At 71.3% G+C, this 15,050-nt stretch carries 15 protein-coding genes and 1 pseudogene; 6 read left to right on the forward strand and 10 right to left on the reverse strand.

The genetic code is table 11. From position 1 onward, the window contains the following. Window positions 1-27: 27 nt before the first annotated feature. Complete coding sequence (locus OG447_RS26615; protein WP_266939855.1) at window positions 28-930, reverse strand: oxygenase MpaB family protein; 903 nt, start codon at window positions 928-930, stop codon at window positions 28-30. Between the two features lie 152 nt (window positions 931-1,082). Here OG447_RS26615 and sph point away from each other — a divergent pair, with 152 nt between their 5' ends. Continuing rightward, the gene (gene sph, locus OG447_RS26620; RefSeq protein ID WP_266939856.1) at window positions 1,083-2,072 is read left to right on the forward strand and encodes a sphingomyelin phosphodiesterase; all 990 of its coding nucleotides are present in this window, start codon (window positions 1,083-1,085) and stop codon (window positions 2,070-2,072) included. 73 nt (window positions 2,073-2,145) lie between these two features. Here the strand turns inward: sph and OG447_RS26625 are convergent, their stop codons facing one another. The 3 genes from OG447_RS26625 to OG447_RS26635 are packed head-to-tail and all read right to left on the reverse strand — an operon-like array spanning window position 2,146 to window position 3,771. Next, window positions 2,146-2,997 carry a helix-turn-helix transcriptional regulator gene (locus OG447_RS26625; protein ID WP_266939857.1) on the reverse strand — a complete coding sequence of 284 codons (852 nt, stop codon included), beginning with the start codon at window positions 2,995-2,997 and terminating at the stop codon, window positions 2,146-2,148. A 14-nt stretch (window positions 2,998-3,011) separates the two neighbouring features. After that, a complete protein-coding gene (locus OG447_RS26630) occupies window positions 3,012-3,539 on the reverse strand; it encodes a DUF6879 family protein (protein WP_266939858.1) in 528 nt (175 codons plus the stop codon). Continuing rightward, window positions 3,520-3,771 carry a hypothetical protein gene (locus OG447_RS26635; protein WP_266939859.1) on the reverse strand — a complete coding sequence of 84 codons (252 nt, stop codon included), beginning with the start codon at window positions 3,769-3,771 and terminating at the stop codon, window positions 3,520-3,522. Before OG447_RS26635 ends, OG447_RS26630 begins: the two co-directional genes overlap by 20 nt. 194 nt (window positions 3,772-3,965) lie before the next feature. Between OG447_RS26635 and OG447_RS26640 the strand changes: the two genes are divergently transcribed. The 3 genes and pseudogenes from OG447_RS26640 (at window position 3,966) to OG447_RS26650 (ending at window position 4,546) form a co-directional block, all read left to right on the forward strand. Further along, window positions 3,966-4,151, forward strand: a complete 186-nt coding sequence (locus OG447_RS26640) for a hypothetical protein (protein WP_266939860.1) — start codon at window positions 3,966-3,968, stop codon at window positions 4,149-4,151. Next, window positions 4,123-4,352: pseudogene (locus OG447_RS26645) on the forward strand (hypothetical protein). Before OG447_RS26640 ends, OG447_RS26645 begins: the two are co-directional and overlap by 29 nt. A 68-nt stretch (window positions 4,353-4,420) precedes the next feature. Continuing rightward, window positions 4,421-4,546 carry a hypothetical protein gene (locus OG447_RS26650; RefSeq protein ID WP_266939861.1) on the forward strand — a complete coding sequence of 42 codons (126 nt, stop codon included), beginning with the start codon at window positions 4,421-4,423 and terminating at the stop codon, window positions 4,544-4,546. A gap of 56 nt (window positions 4,547-4,602) precedes the next feature. Here the strand turns inward: OG447_RS26650 and OG447_RS26655 are convergent, their stop codons facing one another. After that, on the reverse strand, window positions 4,603-6,456 hold the full coding sequence (locus tag OG447_RS26655; RefSeq protein WP_266939862.1) for a long-chain fatty acid--CoA ligase: 1,854 nt from the start codon (window positions 6,454-6,456) through the stop codon (window positions 4,603-4,605). An 85-nt stretch (window positions 6,457-6,541) separates the two neighbouring features. On the opposite strand from OG447_RS26655, the gene OG447_RS26660 reads away from it, so the two are divergent. Both OG447_RS26660 and OG447_RS26665 read left to right on the forward strand, forming a co-directional pair. After that, on the forward strand, window positions 6,542-7,297 hold the full coding sequence (locus tag OG447_RS26660; protein ID WP_266939863.1) for a MerR family transcriptional regulator: 756 nt from the start codon (window positions 6,542-6,544) through the stop codon (window positions 7,295-7,297). Between the two features lie 38 nt (window positions 7,298-7,335). Continuing rightward, window positions 7,336-8,010, forward strand: a complete 675-nt coding sequence (locus OG447_RS26665) for a 1,4-alpha-glucan branching protein (protein WP_266939864.1) — start codon at window positions 7,336-7,338, stop codon at window positions 8,008-8,010. Between the two features lie 142 nt (window positions 8,011-8,152). Here the strand turns inward: OG447_RS26665 and OG447_RS26670 are convergent, their stop codons facing one another. The 5 genes from OG447_RS26670 to OG447_RS26690 are packed head-to-tail and all read right to left on the reverse strand — an operon-like array spanning window position 8,153 to window position 14,979. Beyond that, on the reverse strand, window positions 8,153-10,339 hold the full coding sequence (locus OG447_RS26670) for a 3-hydroxyacyl-CoA dehydrogenase NAD-binding domain-containing protein (RefSeq protein WP_266939865.1): 2,187 nt from the start codon (window positions 10,337-10,339) through the stop codon (window positions 8,153-8,155). Between the two features lie 53 nt (window positions 10,340-10,392). Beyond that, a complete protein-coding gene (locus tag OG447_RS26675; RefSeq protein WP_266939866.1) occupies window positions 10,393-11,607 on the reverse strand; it encodes an acetyl-CoA C-acetyltransferase in 1,215 nt (404 codons plus the stop codon). Between the two features lie 47 nt (window positions 11,608-11,654). Further along, complete coding sequence (locus tag OG447_RS26680; RefSeq protein WP_266939867.1) at window positions 11,655-12,797, reverse strand: acyl-CoA dehydrogenase family protein; 1,143 nt, start codon at window positions 12,795-12,797, stop codon at window positions 11,655-11,657. Between the two features lie 29 nt (window positions 12,798-12,826). After that, window positions 12,827-13,852, reverse strand: coding sequence for an LLM class F420-dependent oxidoreductase (locus tag OG447_RS26685; RefSeq protein WP_266939868.1), 1,026 nt, complete (start codon window positions 13,850-13,852; stop codon window positions 12,827-12,829). Continuing rightward, a complete protein-coding gene (locus OG447_RS26690; RefSeq protein WP_323181858.1) occupies window positions 13,852-14,979 on the reverse strand; it encodes a CaiB/BaiF CoA-transferase family protein in 1,128 nt (375 codons plus the stop codon). The genes OG447_RS26685 and OG447_RS26690 overlap by 1 nt, the downstream gene beginning before the upstream one ends. Window positions 14,980-15,050: the final 71 nt, after the last annotated feature.

A 15,050-nucleotide genomic window follows, 5' to 3' on the forward strand; every position in this document is an offset into this window, starting at 1 on the left:
GCGGGCCTCAACGGGCCTCAGCGTCCCTCAGCGGGCGGCGCCGCGCCATCGGGCCCGCGCCGCCCGCGCGATGGGCAGGTACCGCAGCCGCTCGGGCAGCAGCGGCACGAGGAGCCGTACGGCCGTGCTGAACCGGCGGAGCCTGCGCTCCTGGGCCGGACTCCACTCCAGCCCGATGGCCGCGCGGGCCTCGGGCGGCATGTACCCGACGGTGACGAAGGCCCGCAGGCGCAGGAACGCCACCCGCAGCGCCGGCCAGGTGAGCCGCAGCAGGAGCCGGACGAGGGGCCCGCCGCCCTCGGGCCGGGGCAGCGGCACGTCGGTGGCGACGAGCTCCCGGGCGACCGCGGTGGGCTCGATCTCCTCGGCGAGCATCCGGCCCCAGTACTCCCAGTACTCCTCGATGCTCTGCGGCATGTCCCGGTCCTGGATGCCGAGGATCCGCCCGACCTGGAGCCATTCCCGGTAGAGCTGCCGCTCCTGGGCGGGGGTGAAGCGGCGCAGCAGGTAGCGGCCCGCGTACAGGTAGACCGGGAAGCCGGTGGCGTGCACCCAGCCGTAGCAGGCGGGGTCGAGGGAGTGGTAGCGCCGGCCCCGGGTGTCGGTGCCCTGGATCTCCTTGTGCAGCCTGCGGACCCGGCGGCCCTCCTCGGCGGCCTCCTCCCCGCCGTACACCCACAGCTGGACGGAGCGCAGCGAGCGCTCGCCGCGGCCCCAGGGGTCGGTGCGGAAGACGGAGTACTGGTCGACTCCGGCGGCGATCGCGGGGTGGGCGACCTGCATCGTGAAGGCGGCGGGCAGCATCAGCAGCGCCCGGACGTCGCCGGCGATGGTCCACAGCACCCCGCCGGGCGGCGGCGGCTCGGGGTCGTCGCGGCGGCCGGTCCGGGGCCGTGCGTCGCGGTCTGCGGGCTGCTCGGTCGTGCTCATGTGTCCAGTATGACCGGCTGCGTTCGGGGGGCTCCCCGCGATGTCCCGGCCCGGACAGAAAGTGGCTGCACGGGTGTTACCCAGAGGTAACCGTGGCTGCTTGGATGGCGGAGCCGATCCGATCTTCCCCCGCAGGAACGATGGAGTCCCCCATGCCGCAAACCTCCCCCCGCCGTCGCCGCGCCGCCGCCGCTGCCGTCGCGGCGGTCGCCGCCGGCGCGCTGGCCGCCACCACCGCGCCCGCCGCCACTGCCGCGGAGTCTGCCGCCGCCCCCCGGCTGAGCGTCCTCTCCTACAACGTGTTCCTGTTCAGCAAGAACCTGTACCCGAACTGGGGCCAGGACCACCGGGCGGCGGAGATCCCCAAGGCCTCCTTCTACAAGGGCCACGACGTGGTCGTGATCCAGGAGGCCTTCGACAACGCCTCCTCGGACGCGCTGCAGGCCAACTCGGCCGCCCAGTACCCGTACCAGACCCCCGTCGTCGGCCGCAGCAAGACCGGCTGGGACGCCACGGGCGGCGCCTACTCCTCCACCACCCCGGAGGACGGCGGCGTCACGATCCTCAGCAAGTGGCCGATCATCCGCAAGGAGCAGGTGGTCTTCAAGGACGCCTGCGGCGCCGACTGGTGGTCCAACAAGGGCTTCGCCTACGCCGTGCTGAACGTGAACGGCGCCAAGGTGCACGTCGTCGGCACCCACGCCCAGTCCACCGACCCGGGCTGCGGCGCGGGCGAGGCGGCGGAGATGCGCGCGCGCCAGTTCCGCGCGATCGACTCCTTCCTCGACGGGAAGAACATCCCGGCGAACGAGCAGGTCATCGTGGCGGGCGACATGAACGTCGACTCGCACACCCCCGAGCTGGCGTCCATGCTCGCCAACGCCGACCTGGCGGGCACCGACTCGCGTACGGGGCACACGTACTCCTTCGACACCGCACTGAACTCGATAGCGAAGTACCGCTACCCCACCGACCCGCGCGAGGACCTGGACTACGTCCTCTACCGCAAGGGCAACGCCCGCCCGGCGGGCTGGGAGAACAACGTGGTCAAGGAGGAGTCGGCCCCCTGGACGGTCTCCAGCTGGGGCACCTCCTACACCTACACCAACCTCTCGGACCACTACCCGGTAATCGGCCGCTGAGCCGACCCCGCACGGCTTGCCGCCCCCTCCCGACCTCCGGGAGGGGGCGGTTCGTGCGTCCGGGCCGCGACGGTCAGTGCAGCGCGGAAACAGCGTCGACGAGCAGGGCTCGGGCCTGCGCCCCGTAGACCGCCATCTGCTGGAGGGCTGAGAACGCCTTCTCGTACAAGGCGATCTCGCTGGGTTGCGTGACCGTGACCCGGGCCGACAGCAGCTCCACGGAGACGAGGGTGTCGTCGTACATGTGGAAAGTCTCCAAGGGCCATTGGGTGCGGTTCTGGGTCGCCATGGGGATGATGCCAAGGCTGACGGACGGCATCGCGCCAACGGTCATGAGGTACCCCAACTGCGCGGCCATGGCGTCGGCATCTGCCAGCTGGTGCCGTAGCGCGGTCTCCTCGACGAGGAGAACGTAGCGGCGACCGGGCTCCCGCAGGATCTGGTTGCGCTCCATCCGCGCGGCCACGGCTTCGGCAACGTCGTTCGGAATCTCCCGGAATTGACTGATCGCGGTGAGCAGGCCAGCGGCGTAGCCCTCGGTCTGAATGAAGTGCGGCAAGAGCGTGGCGGAGTAGACACGGAAGAGGCGGGTGGAACGGAAGAGTGGGACGTAGCTGTTCTGCAACTGCTTGAGGCCGCTGCGAGAACGGCGGCGCCAGTCCGTGTACAGCGACTCTGCATTCTGCGACTGGGCGATGATGTCCCGGGCTTGGCCGGTTGCGCCGCATGCCTCGCACCAGCGGCGGATGTCCTCTGGCGTGGGAGGTGTCACGGCGTTCTCGATGCGCGAGGACTTCGAGTGTGTCCAGCCGCACCGAGTGCCCAGCTCGCTGCCGCTGATGCCCGCCTCCGCGCGAAGCTCACGCAGGCGGTGAGCAACGCTGCGGCGGGCGGCCTGCGCCGCTGACGACGGGGATACGGGCATGAGCTGGGCTCCGCCTACCTGATCTCGTAACTGTCGTGCGGCGTCGACCGGGACCATACGGCTTCAAAGGCTTCGGCGCAGAGCTTTGCCGCGGCCTGGTCCTCGCTCATCTCGCCGCCGGCAGAGACTCCTTCGCCAGTGAAGTGATTCCAGCGGATGAGGCGTTCGTCGATCAGCCAGAAGTCATTGCCAGGCAGGGCGATGTCACTGGCCTGCCGCCGCGGTAGCCAGCGCACGTCCTCGCCGGCCGCGACGTTCGTGAACGTCCCGTCGTACAGGAACCGGGTGTACTCGCTCACCGGCTCCGAGACGATGCGGGCCCGGCGCACTGTGACGCCGCGGGAGACAGTGGCTGCGACGAGGTCGAGCCAGGGCCGCCACCACGATGCGCAGTCCGCGGGGTCGTGGCGGTACCCGGTACGCCACTCGGCGAACGGACCGGTTTCGTAGTCGACCGCGTAGGCGTCGCGCGTCTCCAGGTGGACCACTGTGTGTTCTGCGGAGCCGAGGAGGTCGGGCCAGCTAGGAACGTTCAAGGGCATCGCAGGCCTCCCGGACCATGCCCACCATGCGGGCGGGGATGCGGATCACGGCTTCCCCTTCGGGGATGCCGATCCCGTGGCCGGGGATCTCGGTTGCCGCGCACTCTTCCTCCAGCTCCGGGCCGGGCTTCCACCCCTGGAGCACGAGCTCCTGGTTCTCCTCATCGACCCACACGGTGGGGCTCTCGCCGTCACTGCTGTTCGGGTCGATACCCACGAAACGTAGTGCCACGGTGTCCTCCGCTGCTCGTGTTGTGCACGGATGAACACCACGGTCGTGGAAGCTGGTTGCCGGGTCAAGGGTGCATCAGCGCGCCGTCCGGATCGAGTCTTCCCGTGAACATCCATGCACATTCCTAGCGAGCGTGCACAGCTCCTCGCCACGCTCAAGGCACCACCCGATGACACCGGTAGGGAGCCGCAGGCATGGCGATCACGACGCAGGATCTTTTCCCTCGACGGTGGCCGATGCCGCCGGACTCGTGCGAGGAGTGCCACCAGCACGCGCTGACCCGCATCCGGGCGAGGGCCGCGCGCGACATGTCCCGCGTGAGCGACATGAACGTCATGATCCGCCGGCACCATCCGAAGCTGCGGCCAGAGGGTTGCTGAGGTGTACGAGTACGTCCCGCATCCCCTGCTGAGACGACGTGTCCGGGATGTTGCATCCGGCGCCGAGGGCGAGCTGATGGCCGTGATCCACGAGGACGTGTCGGACACCCCAGCGAACACTGGGTGGATCTGGCCTACGTCCGGATCGCGTCCGGCCGCGAGATCACCACGGCCGCCGGCAACCTGGAAGCTGCCGGGTGACCAAAGCTCCGGCGACAGGTCTTGTACGTCGCCATCGCGCCGGCCGGGTACACGGTGGACGCCGAGCTGTGGGCTGGCGTGTGTACGACGTGGCCGGCCTCCGGACCCGCGAGGACATCACCGCCCGTGTCCTCGCCGCGGTCGCCGCGGCTCGCAGGAGGAAGCCCGCGCGGGGCTTCGTCATCGCGCGCTGAGCCGGAAACCGGGCCCTGCCCGGCCGCGGTGCGCGCGCCGGACAGGGCTGTCCGGGTCACGCCTCGTACGGGTCCTCGTAGAGGCCGTCGATCAGCGCGGCGTACTTGTCGCGGATCACGCGGCGGCGGAGTTTGAGGGAGGGGGTGAGTTCGCCGGTTTCCGGGCCCCACTCCTCCGTCAGCAGGCGGTACCGCTTGATCTGCTCGGTGCGGTTGAGGCGGGTGTTGGCGGCCTCAACCGCGCGGGCCACCTCCTCGCGCACCGCGGGGTGCGCGGCGAGGGCGTCCGGGGAGGCGGCGTCGATGCCGCGGGCCGCGGCCCAGGCCGGGGCCAGGTCCGGGTCCAGGACCAGCAGCGCGACCAGGTAGGAGCGGCCGTCCCCGTGGACCAGGGCCTGGCCGATCAGCGGGTGCTCCTTGACCGTGTTCTCCACCAGCGCCGGCGAGACGTTCTTGCCGTTCGAGGTGATGATCAGTTCCTTCTTGCGGTCGGTCAGCCAGAGGAACCCGTCCTCGTCGAGCCGTCCGATGTCCCCGGTCGGGAACCAGCCCTCGGCGTCGGCCGCGCTCTCCAGGGTGCCGTCGGGCCGCAGGTAGCCGCCGAAGACGGTCGCACCGCGGGTGAGGATCTCCCCGTCCCCGGCGAGCTTCAGCTCCAGCCCCTCGATCGGGCGGCCCACCGAGCCGAGCCGGAACCCGTCCGGGCTGTTGACCGTGCACACTCCGGAGGTCTCGGTCAGCCCCCAGGCGTCCAGAATGGTGATGCCCCAGCCCGCCCAGAAGCGGACCACGTCGATCGGCATCGGCGCGGTGGCGCTGGCCGTCCACACGAGGCGGTCCAGCCCCGCCAAACCCAGCAGCGGGTCCAGCACCCGCTCCTTGGTCCGGGCGTACGAGGCTTCGAGCGCGGCCGGTACCCCCTCGCCCCGCTCCAGGTGTCCGGCGCGCGTGCGGGCCAGGTCGTTCGCGGCCTCGATGGCGGCGCGCTGTTCCTCGGGGAGCCGCGCCAGGACGGCCCGTACGGAGGCGGCGAGCTTCTCCCACACCCGGGGCACGCCGAAGAACTGCACCGGGTGCAGTTCGCGGACCGCGGCGGACACGGCGGTCGGGTCGGCGCACAGGCGCACGTGCGCGGCCCGCAGCAGCGGCAGGTAGATGCCGAGGATCCGCTCGGCGATGTGCGCGAAGGGGAGGTAGCAGAGGTGCTCGGCGTGCTCGGGCAGCTCCACGCCCCGGTCGAGGCGGACGGCCTGGAGCATCAGGTTGCGGTGGGTCAGCCGGACGCCCTTGGGGTCACCGGTGGTGCCCGAGGTGTAGACGACGGTCAGCGGGTCCTCGGGGCGCCAGAACTGGTTCTCCGGCTCCTGCCAGGCCTTCTCGAAGGCGTCGGAGCCCTCCAGCCGCACCCCGCTCGCGTACAGAGAGGCGTACGCGCGGTGCGGGCCGGCGTCCGCGGCCTCGGCCACGACCAGCTGCTCCAGGGGCACGGAGGCGTCGCCCAGCAGCGGCTCCCAGCGGGCGAGTTCGCGGGCGCCCTCGATGACGGCGACCCGGGCCCGGCTGTGGCGGGCGATGTGGGCGATCTGCTCGGGCGCGGAGGTCCCGTAGACGGTCACGGGCACGGCGCCGAGGTGGACGAGGGCGAGGTCGCTGAGCCAGTGCTCGGGGCGGTTGCCCATCATCAGCAGGACGTGTTCACCGCGGCCGACGCCGAGGGCGCGGTAGCCGGAGGCGAGGACGGCGACCTCGCGGCGGACCTCGGCCCAGCTGAGGGTGGTCCACGGGGAGGCTTCGGGGCCGGAGCGCCAGGAGAGGGCGGGCAGGTGCCCGTACTCGGCGGCGTTGCGGGCCAGCAGGGTGGGGAGGGTGAGCTCCTCGGGTCGTCCGGGCAGTCGCAGGTTCGTGGTCATGGGCAGCTCCTGGCCGTTTCACATCGTTGGTGCGACAGCAATACTGTTGAACCCAAGCTGTGGAGCAGAGAGCGAGGCGCAGACGATGACCGACCAGGCACCCGAGCCGATGCTCACCGTGGACGAGCTGGCGGCCCGGGCGGGCGTCACCGTCCGCACCGTACGGTTCTACAGCACGCGCGGGCTTTTGCCCCCTCCCGTGATCGGTCCTCGCCGCGTGGGCCACTACGGCCCGGAGCACCTGTCCCGGCTGGCGCTGATCGAGGAGTTGCAGCACCAGGGCATGACCCTGTCGGCCATCGAGCGGTACCTGGACGCGCTGCCCAACGATCTGAGCGCGCACGACCTGGCCATTCACCGGGCGCTGGTGGCCAGTTGGGCTCCGGACGCGGCGCAGGAGGCCTCGCGGGCGGAGCTGGAGAAGCGGGCGGGGCGCGGGCTGTCGGACACCGACATCAGGCGGCTGACCGCGATGAGCGTGCTCGCCGCCTCGGGGGACGGCTTCCGGGTGGACATGGGGCTGCTGCGGCTGGGCGTCGCGCTGCTCGACGTGCCGATCGCGCACGAGACGATCCTGGCGGCCCGGACGGTGCTGCTGGAGCACACCAAGTCGGCGGCGCGCGAGCTGACGGCGCTGTTCCGGGACGAGGTGTGGGGGCCGTTCCGGGAGGGCGAGAGCGATCCGGAACGGGTGGAGTCGATGAAGGCGCTCTCGGCCCATATGCAGCCGATGGTGGTGCAGGCGCTGGTGACGGCTTTCCAGCGGTCGCTGAAGGAGGAACTGAAGGCGGCGTTCGTCTCGGAGCGGGAACGGCCATCGGATGTCGGCCCGCAGGCCTGAGCGGCAACCGCCGGGCTGTGCGGATAGGTTGACGGACCATGGCAGTCATTCACCGCACCACCATGTTCCCCGGCAAACTCGAACTCCTCTCCGGCTGGCTGCCCTCGCGGCCCTGGTACCGGGGCGGGGAGGGCTCCGTTCCGCTGCTCGCCAAGGCGGGTGGCTTCCGGCTGGACGACCCCGAGGGCGAGGTGGGGGTCGAGTTCATGGTCGTCACGGACGACTCCGGTGACGCACCGGTCGCCTACCTGGTGCCGCTCACCTACCGCGGGGCCCCGCTGAAGGGCGCGGAGGAGGGTCTCATCGGCACGTCCGAGCACGGGGTGCTGGGCCGCCGCTGGATCTACGACGGTGTCCACGACCTGGTCCTGGTGGAGCAGCTGCTGGCGCTGCTGGCGGGCCGGACCACGGCGCAGGACCAGGACGCGAGCGACGCCCCCGACCCGACGGTGGAGGTCCGCACCGAGGGCGAGGGCGTAGCGGTGGGCCTCACCGGCCCCGGCAGGGTGGCGGACACCGCCGGGGCCACCGTCGTCGCGGTGGGCCGCGGGTTCGAGGAGGGGCCGGTCCTGCACCTGACCGTGTCCCGGGTCCTGCGCCCTGAACCCGCCGCCGGGGACGACGTCCGCGGGCAGCTGCTCGCCGGCTGGTCCGCCCCGGACGGAACCGGGGAGCGCGGGGTGTTCGCGTTCCTGAGCGGCTCCGGCCGGTAGCAACGGCACGTCCCGGGCCCGCCGTTACGGACCCGGGACGGCCGCGCCGGTCGGCGTACGTCCTGCCGCGCCGGTCGGCGTATGTCCGGCCTCGCCAGCGGGCGTACGTCCCGCCGCGCCAGCGGGCGTACGTCCCGCCCCGCTAGTCGGCGTACGTCTCGCCCCGCTCGGCCTTCGCCACGAGGGAGGCCGGCGGGGTGAACCGCTCGCCGTACGTCGCTGCCAGCTCGCGGGCCCGGGCGACGAAGCCCGGCAGGCCGCCCTCGTAGCCGTTGATGTACTGGATCACGCCGCCCGTCCACGCCGGGAAGCCGATGCCCATGATGGAGCCGATGTTGGCGTCGGCGATCGAGGTGAGTACCCCCTCGTCGAGGCAGCGGACGGTGTCCAGGGCCTCGGAGAAGAGCATCCGCTCCTTCATGTCTTTAAAAGGCACAGTCTCGAAGGGGATCTCGTACCCCGGCTTCGCGAAGTGCTCGCGCAGCCCCGGCCAGATGCCCGCGCGCTTGCCGGACTCGTCGTACGCGTAGAAACCGGCCCCGCCGCTGCGGCCCGGGCGGCCGAACTCGTCGACCATCCGGTCGATGACGGCGTCGGCGGGGTGTTCGGCCCAGGTCCGGCCCTCGGCCTCGAAGGCCTTGCGGGTCTCGTTGCGGATCTTGCGCGGGAGGGTGAGGGTGAGCTCGTCCATCAGCGAGAGCACCTTCGCCGGGTAGCCGGCCTGCGCGGCGGCCTGCTCGATCGAGGCGGGCTCGATGCCCTCGCCGACCATCGCCACACCCTCGTTGATGAACTGGCCGATGACCCGCGAGGTGAAGAAGCCCCGGGAGTCGTTGACCACGATGGGGGTCTTGTTGATCTGGCGGACCAGGTCGAAGGCGCGGGCGATGGCCTCGTCGCCGGTCTGCCCGCCCTTGATGATCTCGACGAGCGGCATCTTGTCGACGGGCGAGAAGAAGTGCAGACCGATGAAGTCGGCGGGCCGCTTCACGCCCTCCGCGAGCCCGGAGATCGGCAGGGTGGAGGTGTTGGAGCACAGCAGCGCGTCGGGCGCGATGACGTCCTGGATCTCCTGGAACACCTTGTGCTTGAGGGCGGTGTCCTCGAAGACGGCCTCGATGACGGCGTCGCAGCCCGCCAGGTCGGCGGCGTCCGCGGTGGGGGTGATGCGGGCGAGCAGCTCCTCGCGCTGGGCCTCGGTCGTACGGCCCCGGGAGACGGCCTTGTCGAGGAGCTTCTGCGCGTACGCCTTCCCCTTGGCGGCGGCCTCGGCGCTGACGTCCTTGAGCACCACCTCGATGCCCGCGCGGGCGCAGGAGTAGGCGATGCCCGCGCCCATCATGCCCGCGCCGAGGACGGCCACCTTGCGGACCTTGCGCGGTTCCACGGCCTGCGGGCGGCTGCGGCCGGCGTTGACGGCCTGGAGGTCGAAGAAGAACGCCTGGATCATGTTCTTGGCGGTCTGCCCGGTGACCAGCTCGGTGAAGTAGCGGGCCTCGATGGTCAGCGCGGTCTCGAAGTCCACCTGGGTGCCTTCGACGGCGCAGGCGAGGATGTTGCGCGGCGCCGGGTACGGGGCCCCGTTCAGCTGCTTCTTCAGGTTCGCGGGGAAGGCCGGCAGGTTCGCGGCGAACCGCGGGCTGGACGGCGTACCGCCCGGGATCTTGTAGCCGGGTACGTCCCAGGGCTGCTTCGACTCGGGGTTGGCGTCGATGAAGGCGCGGGCCTTGGCGAGCATCTCCTCGGGGGTCGCGGCCAGTTCGTGGACCAGGCCGTTCTCCAGGGCGCGCTGCGGGTTGTACTGGGTCCCCTGGAGCAGCACCTTGAGCAGCGCGTCGGCGATGCCCATGAGGCGCACGGTGCGGGTGACGCCGCCACCGGCCGGGAGCAGGCCCAGGGTGACCTCGGGCAGACCGATCTTGGAGCCGGGCGCGTCGAGGGCTACGCGGTGGTGGCAGGCGAGGGCGATCTCGTAACCGCCGCCCAGGGCCGCGCCGTTGATGGCGGCGACGACGGGCTTGCCGAGGGTTTCGATGCGGCGCAGCGAGGCCTTGATGGCGGTACCGGTGTCGAAGGCCAGCTGCGCGTGCTCGGGGCGCAGCCGGATCATGTCCTTGAGGTCGCCGCCCGCGAAGAAGGTCTTCTTGGCGGAGGTGAAGACGATGCCGCGGATGGAGTCCTTCTCGGCCTCGGCGCGGTCGGCGACGGCCGCGATGGAGTCCTTGAAGGCCTGGTTCATGGTGTTGGCGGACTGGTCGGGGTCGTCGAGGATCAGGGTGACGACGCCGGTCTCGTCCTGTTCCCAGCGGATCGTGGTGGACTCGCTCATGGTCACTGCTTTCGTGTCGGTCCGTGCGGAGGAGGGTCTGGGGACAGGACGGTTCAGAGTCGCTCGACGATGGTGGCGACACCCATGCCGCCGCCGACGCAGAGCGTGACGAGCCCGTAGCGCTTGTCCTGGCGCTCCAGCTCGTCGACGACGGTGCCGAGGATCATTGCGCCGGTGGCGCCGAGCGGGTGGCCGAGCGCGATGGCGCCGCCGTTGACGTTGACCTTGTCGAGCGAGAGGCCCATGTCCTTCACGAAGCGCAGGACGACGCCGGCGAAGGCCTCGTTGATCTCGACCAGGTCGATGTCGTCGATGGTCAGGCCCGCCTTGGCGAGGGCCTTGCGGGTGGCCGGGGCGGGGCCGGTGAGCATGATGGTGGGCTCGGAGCCGGACACGGCGGCCGAGACGATCCGGGCGCGGGGGCGCAGGCCGTTGCGCTCGCCGGCCTCGCGGGAGCCGATGGCGACGAGCGAGGCGCCGTCGACGATGCCGGAGGAGTTGCCCGCGTGGTGGACGTGGTCGATCTTCTCGACCCAGTGGTACTTCTGGAGGGCGACGGCGTCGAAGCCGCCGAGCTCGCCGATGTCGGCGAAGGAGGGCTTGAGCTTGGCGAGGGTGTCGGCGGTGGTGCCCGGGCGGATGAACTCGTCCTGGTCCAGGACGACCAGGCCGTTGCGGTCGGTGACCGGGACCACGGACTTCGCGAAGCGGCCCTCCTTGACGGCCGCGGCGGCGCGCTCCTGGGAGAGCGCGGCGTACTCGTCGACGTCGCGCCGCGAGAAGCCCTCGATGGTCGCGATCAGGTCGGCGCCGATGCCCTGCGGGACGAAACCGGTGTCCCAGTTGGTCATCGGGTCGGCGAACCAGGCACCGCCGTCCGAGGCCATCGGGACGCGGGACATGGACTCCACGCCGCCCGCCAGCACCAGGTCCTCCCAGCCGGAACGGACCTTGGCGGCGGCCATGTTGACGGCTTCGAGACCGGAGGCGCAGAAGCGGTTCTCCTGTACGCCCGCGACGGTGTCCGGGAGTCCGGCCGCGATGGCCGCGATCCGGGCGATGTCGGAGCCCTGGTCGCCGACCGGGCCGACGACGCCGAGCACGATGTCGTCGATGGTCGCGGGGTCGAGTCCCGGGTTGCGCTCGCGCAGGGCGTGGATGAGGCCGACGACCAGGTCGATCGGCTTGGTTCCGTGCAGGGAGCCATTGGCCTTGCCGCGGCCGCGCGGGGTGCGGATCGCGTCGTATACGTAAGCTTCGGTGCTCACTGGTCAAGCCTTTCGGAAGTGTGCGAGGGGTGTGCCGGGAGGGGAGGTCAGCCGAGGAGGGAACGGCCGATGATCTCCTTCATGATCTCGGTCGTGCCGCCGTAGATGGTCTGGATGCGGCCGTCGGTGAAGGCCCGCGCGACCCGGTACTCGGTCATGTATCCGTAGCCTCCGTGGAGTTGCAGGCAGCGGTCCGCGACGCGCTTCTGGAGTTCGGTGGCCCACCACTTGGCCATCGAGGCGTGCACGTGGTCGAGTTCGCCGTTCGCGTGATCGGTGATGCACCGGTCGAGGAAGGTGCGGGTGACGGCGACCTCGGTGGCCATCTCGGCGATCTCGAACCGGATGTGCTGGAGCTTGGACAGCGGACGCCCGAAGGCCTCGCGCTCCTTCACGTACCGGGTGGTGATCTCCAGCAGGTACTCGGCGGCGGCGATGCCGGCCATCGCGATGCCCATCCGCTCCTGCGCGAGATTGGTCATCAGGTGGACGAAGGCGCCGTTCGGCTCGCCGAGCAGGTTCTCCTTCGGCACGCGGACGTCGTGGAAGAACAACTCGGCGGTGTCCTGGGCCTTCTGGCCGATCTTGTCCAGGTTGCGGCCGCGCTCGAAGCCCTCCGTGCCGCGCTCGACGACCAGCAGCGACAGGCCGTGCGCCCCGCCCTCCGGGGTGGTCTTCGCGACCACGACCACCAGGTCGGCGAGGATCCCGTTGGAGATGAAGGTCTTGGAGCCGTTGAGCACCCAGTGGTCGCCTCGGTCCTCGGCGGTCGTACGGATCCCCTGGAGGTCCGAGCCCGCGCCCGGCTCGGTCATCGCGATGGCGGTGATCGTCTCGCCGGAGCAGAAGCCGGGCAGCCAGCGGCGCTTCTGCTCCTCGGTGGCGAGCGAGGTGAGGTAGGGCCCGATGATGTCGTTGTGCAGGCCGATCGCGAGGCCGGGGGCGCCCGCGCGGGTGAACTCCTCGGCTATCACGGCGGCGTACCGGAAGTCGGTGTTCCCCCCGCCCCCGTACTCCTCCGGGACGGCCAGGCCCAGCAGCCCCTGCCGGCCGGCGGCCCGCCAGGCCTCGCGGCTGACGATGCCGTCCTTCTCCCACTGCTCGTAGTGCGGCAGCACCTCCTTGGTGAGGAAGGTGCGGACGGTCTCGCGGAACGCCTCGTGGTCGGCGTCGAAGATCTGGCGCTTCATCGGACGGCTCGCTTCATCGGAGGGGCTCCCTAGAGCCAGTTCTTGACGGTTTCGATCAGGCTGGCGGGCTCGGGGCCGACGGGGGTGACGTTGAGCATGGTGACGCCCGCCTCCCGGAAGGCCTCGACGCGTTCGCGTACGTAGCCCTCGGGCCCGCACAGCGTCATCAGCTCGCAGAACTCGTCCGGGACGGCGGCCGCGGCGTCGCGCTTGCGTCCGGAGAGGTAGAGCTCCTGGATCCGGCGGGCCTCTTCCTCGTAGCCGTAGGCCACGGCGAGGTCGTTGTAGAAGTTCTTCCCGACCGCGCCCATCCCGCCGACGTACAGGGCGATCTGCGGTCGCGCGAGGTCCCGTACGGCCGCGGCGTCCGCACCGATGGCGAGCAGGCCGCCCGCCACCGTCTGGAGCGGGCCCAGCTCCGGGGACCGCTCGGCCGCGCCCTCGGCGAGGGGGGCGCCCCACACGTCGCCGGCCTTCTCCGGGATGAAGAGGGTGGGCAGCCAGCCGTCGGCGATCTCGGCGGTCAGGCGCACGTTGGCCGGGCCGAGCGAGGCGACGTACACGGGGATCTCGTCCCGGACCGGGCGGGTGAGGATCTTCAGCGGCTTGCCGTGCCGGCCGCCCTTGTCGGGCGGCAGCGGCATGTCCGTGATGCCGTGGTGGTCGATCGTCTCGCGGCGCCAGATGCGGCGGCACAGTTCGACCGTCTCGCGGGTCCGGCCGAGCGGCTTGTCGTACGGCTTGCCGTGCCAGCCCTCCACGACCTGCGGCCCGGAGGCACCGAGGCCCAGCATCGCCCGGCCGCCGGAGAGCGCGTCCAGGCCGGCGGCGGTCTGGGCGATCAGGCCGGGGGTGCGGGAGTAGACGTTGAGGATCGCCGAGCCGATCTTCAGCCGCTCCGTGCGGGCGGCCAGGTATCCCATGATCGTCGGGGAGTCGAAGCCCCAGGCCTCGGCCACCCAGACGGCGTCCAGGCCGGCGGACTCCAGCGCGGCCGCCTCGTCGGCGGCGCTGCGCGGATCGCCCGCGTAGTCGAGCATCATGGACAGTTCCATCAGGCCTCCTTCGCGAGCAGGGCCGGTACGTCCCAGTCGGCGGCCACGGACGCGGTGTCGGCGCCCGGCTGGGCGGGGCCGCTCGTGATCGCGGCGGGGGTCGCCGAGAACCGCGGCGCGGGCGCGGGCTGGGTGATCCCGCCGAAGTCGGTGAAGGTGCCGCGGGCGGCGAGGTGCGGGTGGTGCGGGGCCTCGCGCAGCGACAGCACCGGGGCCACGCAGGCGTCGGTGCCCTCGAAGACGGCCGTCCACTCCTCGCGCGTACGGGTCTTGAAGCGGGCGGCGACGGCGTCCCGCAGCTCGCCCCAGCGGGCCAGGTCCTTGCGGGCGGGGGCCTGGTCCTTGATGCCGAGGAGCTCCACGAAGGTGTCGTAGAACTGCTGCTCCAGCGCGCCGACCGCCATGTACTGGCCGTCGGAGGTCTCGTAGGTGCCGTAGAAGGGGCAGCCGCCGTCGAGGAGGTTGACCCCGCGCCGGTCCTGCCAGCCGCCGGCCGCGACCATGCCGTGGATCATGGCGGTGAGGTGGGCGGTCCCGTCGACGATGGCCGCGTCGACGACCTGGCCGGTGCCGGCGGTGCGGGCGTGCTGGAGGGCGGCGAGCACGCCGATGACCAGGTAGAGCGAGCCGCCCGCGTAGTCCCCGACCAGGTTGGCGGGGACGGCCGGAGGCTCGCCCGGGCTGCCGATCATGCCCAGGGCGCCGGTGACGGCGATGTACGCGATGTCGTGCCCGGCGGTGTGGGCGAGCGGGCCCTCCTGGCCCCAGCCGGTCATCCGGCCGTAGACGAGCTTCGGGTTGCGGGCGTGGCAGTCGGCCGGGCCGACGCCGAGCCGCTCGGCGACCCCGGGGCGGAAGCCCTCGATGAGGACGTCGGCCCGTTCGGCCAGGTCCAGCACCCGGGCGGGGCCCTCGGCGGACTTGAGGTCGACCAGGACGGACCGCTTGTTGCGGTTGGTGACGTCGAAGGCCGGATCGACGGCGAGTCCGCCGCCACCGGGCCGGTCCACCCGGACGACGTCCGCGCCCAGGTCGGCGAGGAGCATGGCGGCGAACGGGCCCGGGCCGATGCCCGCCAGTTCGACGACGCGCACTCCGGCGAGCGGGCCGTTCCCTGTCACTGCCATCGAGCCCCCAGCGTTGTTGACCGCACGGTGTGACACAACTGATGTAACACCAGTGATGCTAGGAATGTGTC

The organism is Streptomyces sp. NBC_01408, from assembly GCF_026340255.1.
Taxonomy (GTDB): domain Bacteria; phylum Actinomycetota; class Actinomycetes; order Streptomycetales; family Streptomycetaceae; genus Streptomyces.

Bases quoted from the DNA above. Each gene is read 5' to 3' on its own strand.
- OG447_RS26615 (WP_266939855.1), bottom strand. From the start codon at position 930: ATGAGCACGACCGAGCAGCCCGCAGACCGCGACGCACGGCCCCGGACC.
- sph (WP_266939856.1), top strand. From the start codon at position 1,083: ATGCCGCAAACCTCCCCCCGCCGTCGCCGCGCCGCCGCCGCTGCCGTC.
- OG447_RS26625 (WP_266939857.1), bottom strand. From the start codon at position 2,997: ATGCCCGTATCCCCGTCGTCAGCGGCGCAGGCCGCCCGCCGCAGCGTT.
- OG447_RS26630 (WP_266939858.1), bottom strand. From the start codon at position 3,539: ATGCCCTTGAACGTTCCTAGCTGGCCCGACCTCCTCGGCTCCGCAGAA.
- OG447_RS26640 (WP_266939860.1), top strand. From the start codon at position 3,966: ATGGCGATCACGACGCAGGATCTTTTCCCTCGACGGTGGCCGATGCCG.
- OG447_RS26655 (WP_266939862.1), bottom strand. From the start codon at position 6,456: ATGACCACGAACCTGCGACTGCCCGGACGACCCGAGGAGCTCACCCTC.
- OG447_RS26660 (WP_266939863.1), top strand. From the start codon at position 6,542: ATGACCGACCAGGCACCCGAGCCGATGCTCACCGTGGACGAGCTGGCG.
- OG447_RS26665 (WP_266939864.1), top strand. From the start codon at position 7,336: ATGGCAGTCATTCACCGCACCACCATGTTCCCCGGCAAACTCGAACTC.
- OG447_RS26670 (WP_266939865.1), bottom strand. From the start codon at position 10,339: ATGAGCGAGTCCACCACGATCCGCTGGGAACAGGACGAGACCGGCGTC.
- OG447_RS26680 (WP_266939867.1), bottom strand. From the start codon at position 12,797: ATGAAGCGCCAGATCTTCGACGCCGACCACGAGGCGTTCCGCGAGACC.
- OG447_RS26685 (WP_266939868.1), bottom strand. From the start codon at position 13,852: ATGGAACTGTCCATGATGCTCGACTACGCGGGCGATCCGCGCAGCGCC.
- OG447_RS26690 (WP_323181858.1), bottom strand. From the start codon at position 14,979: ATGGCAGTGACAGGGAACGGCCCGCTCGCCGGAGTGCGCGTCGTCGAA.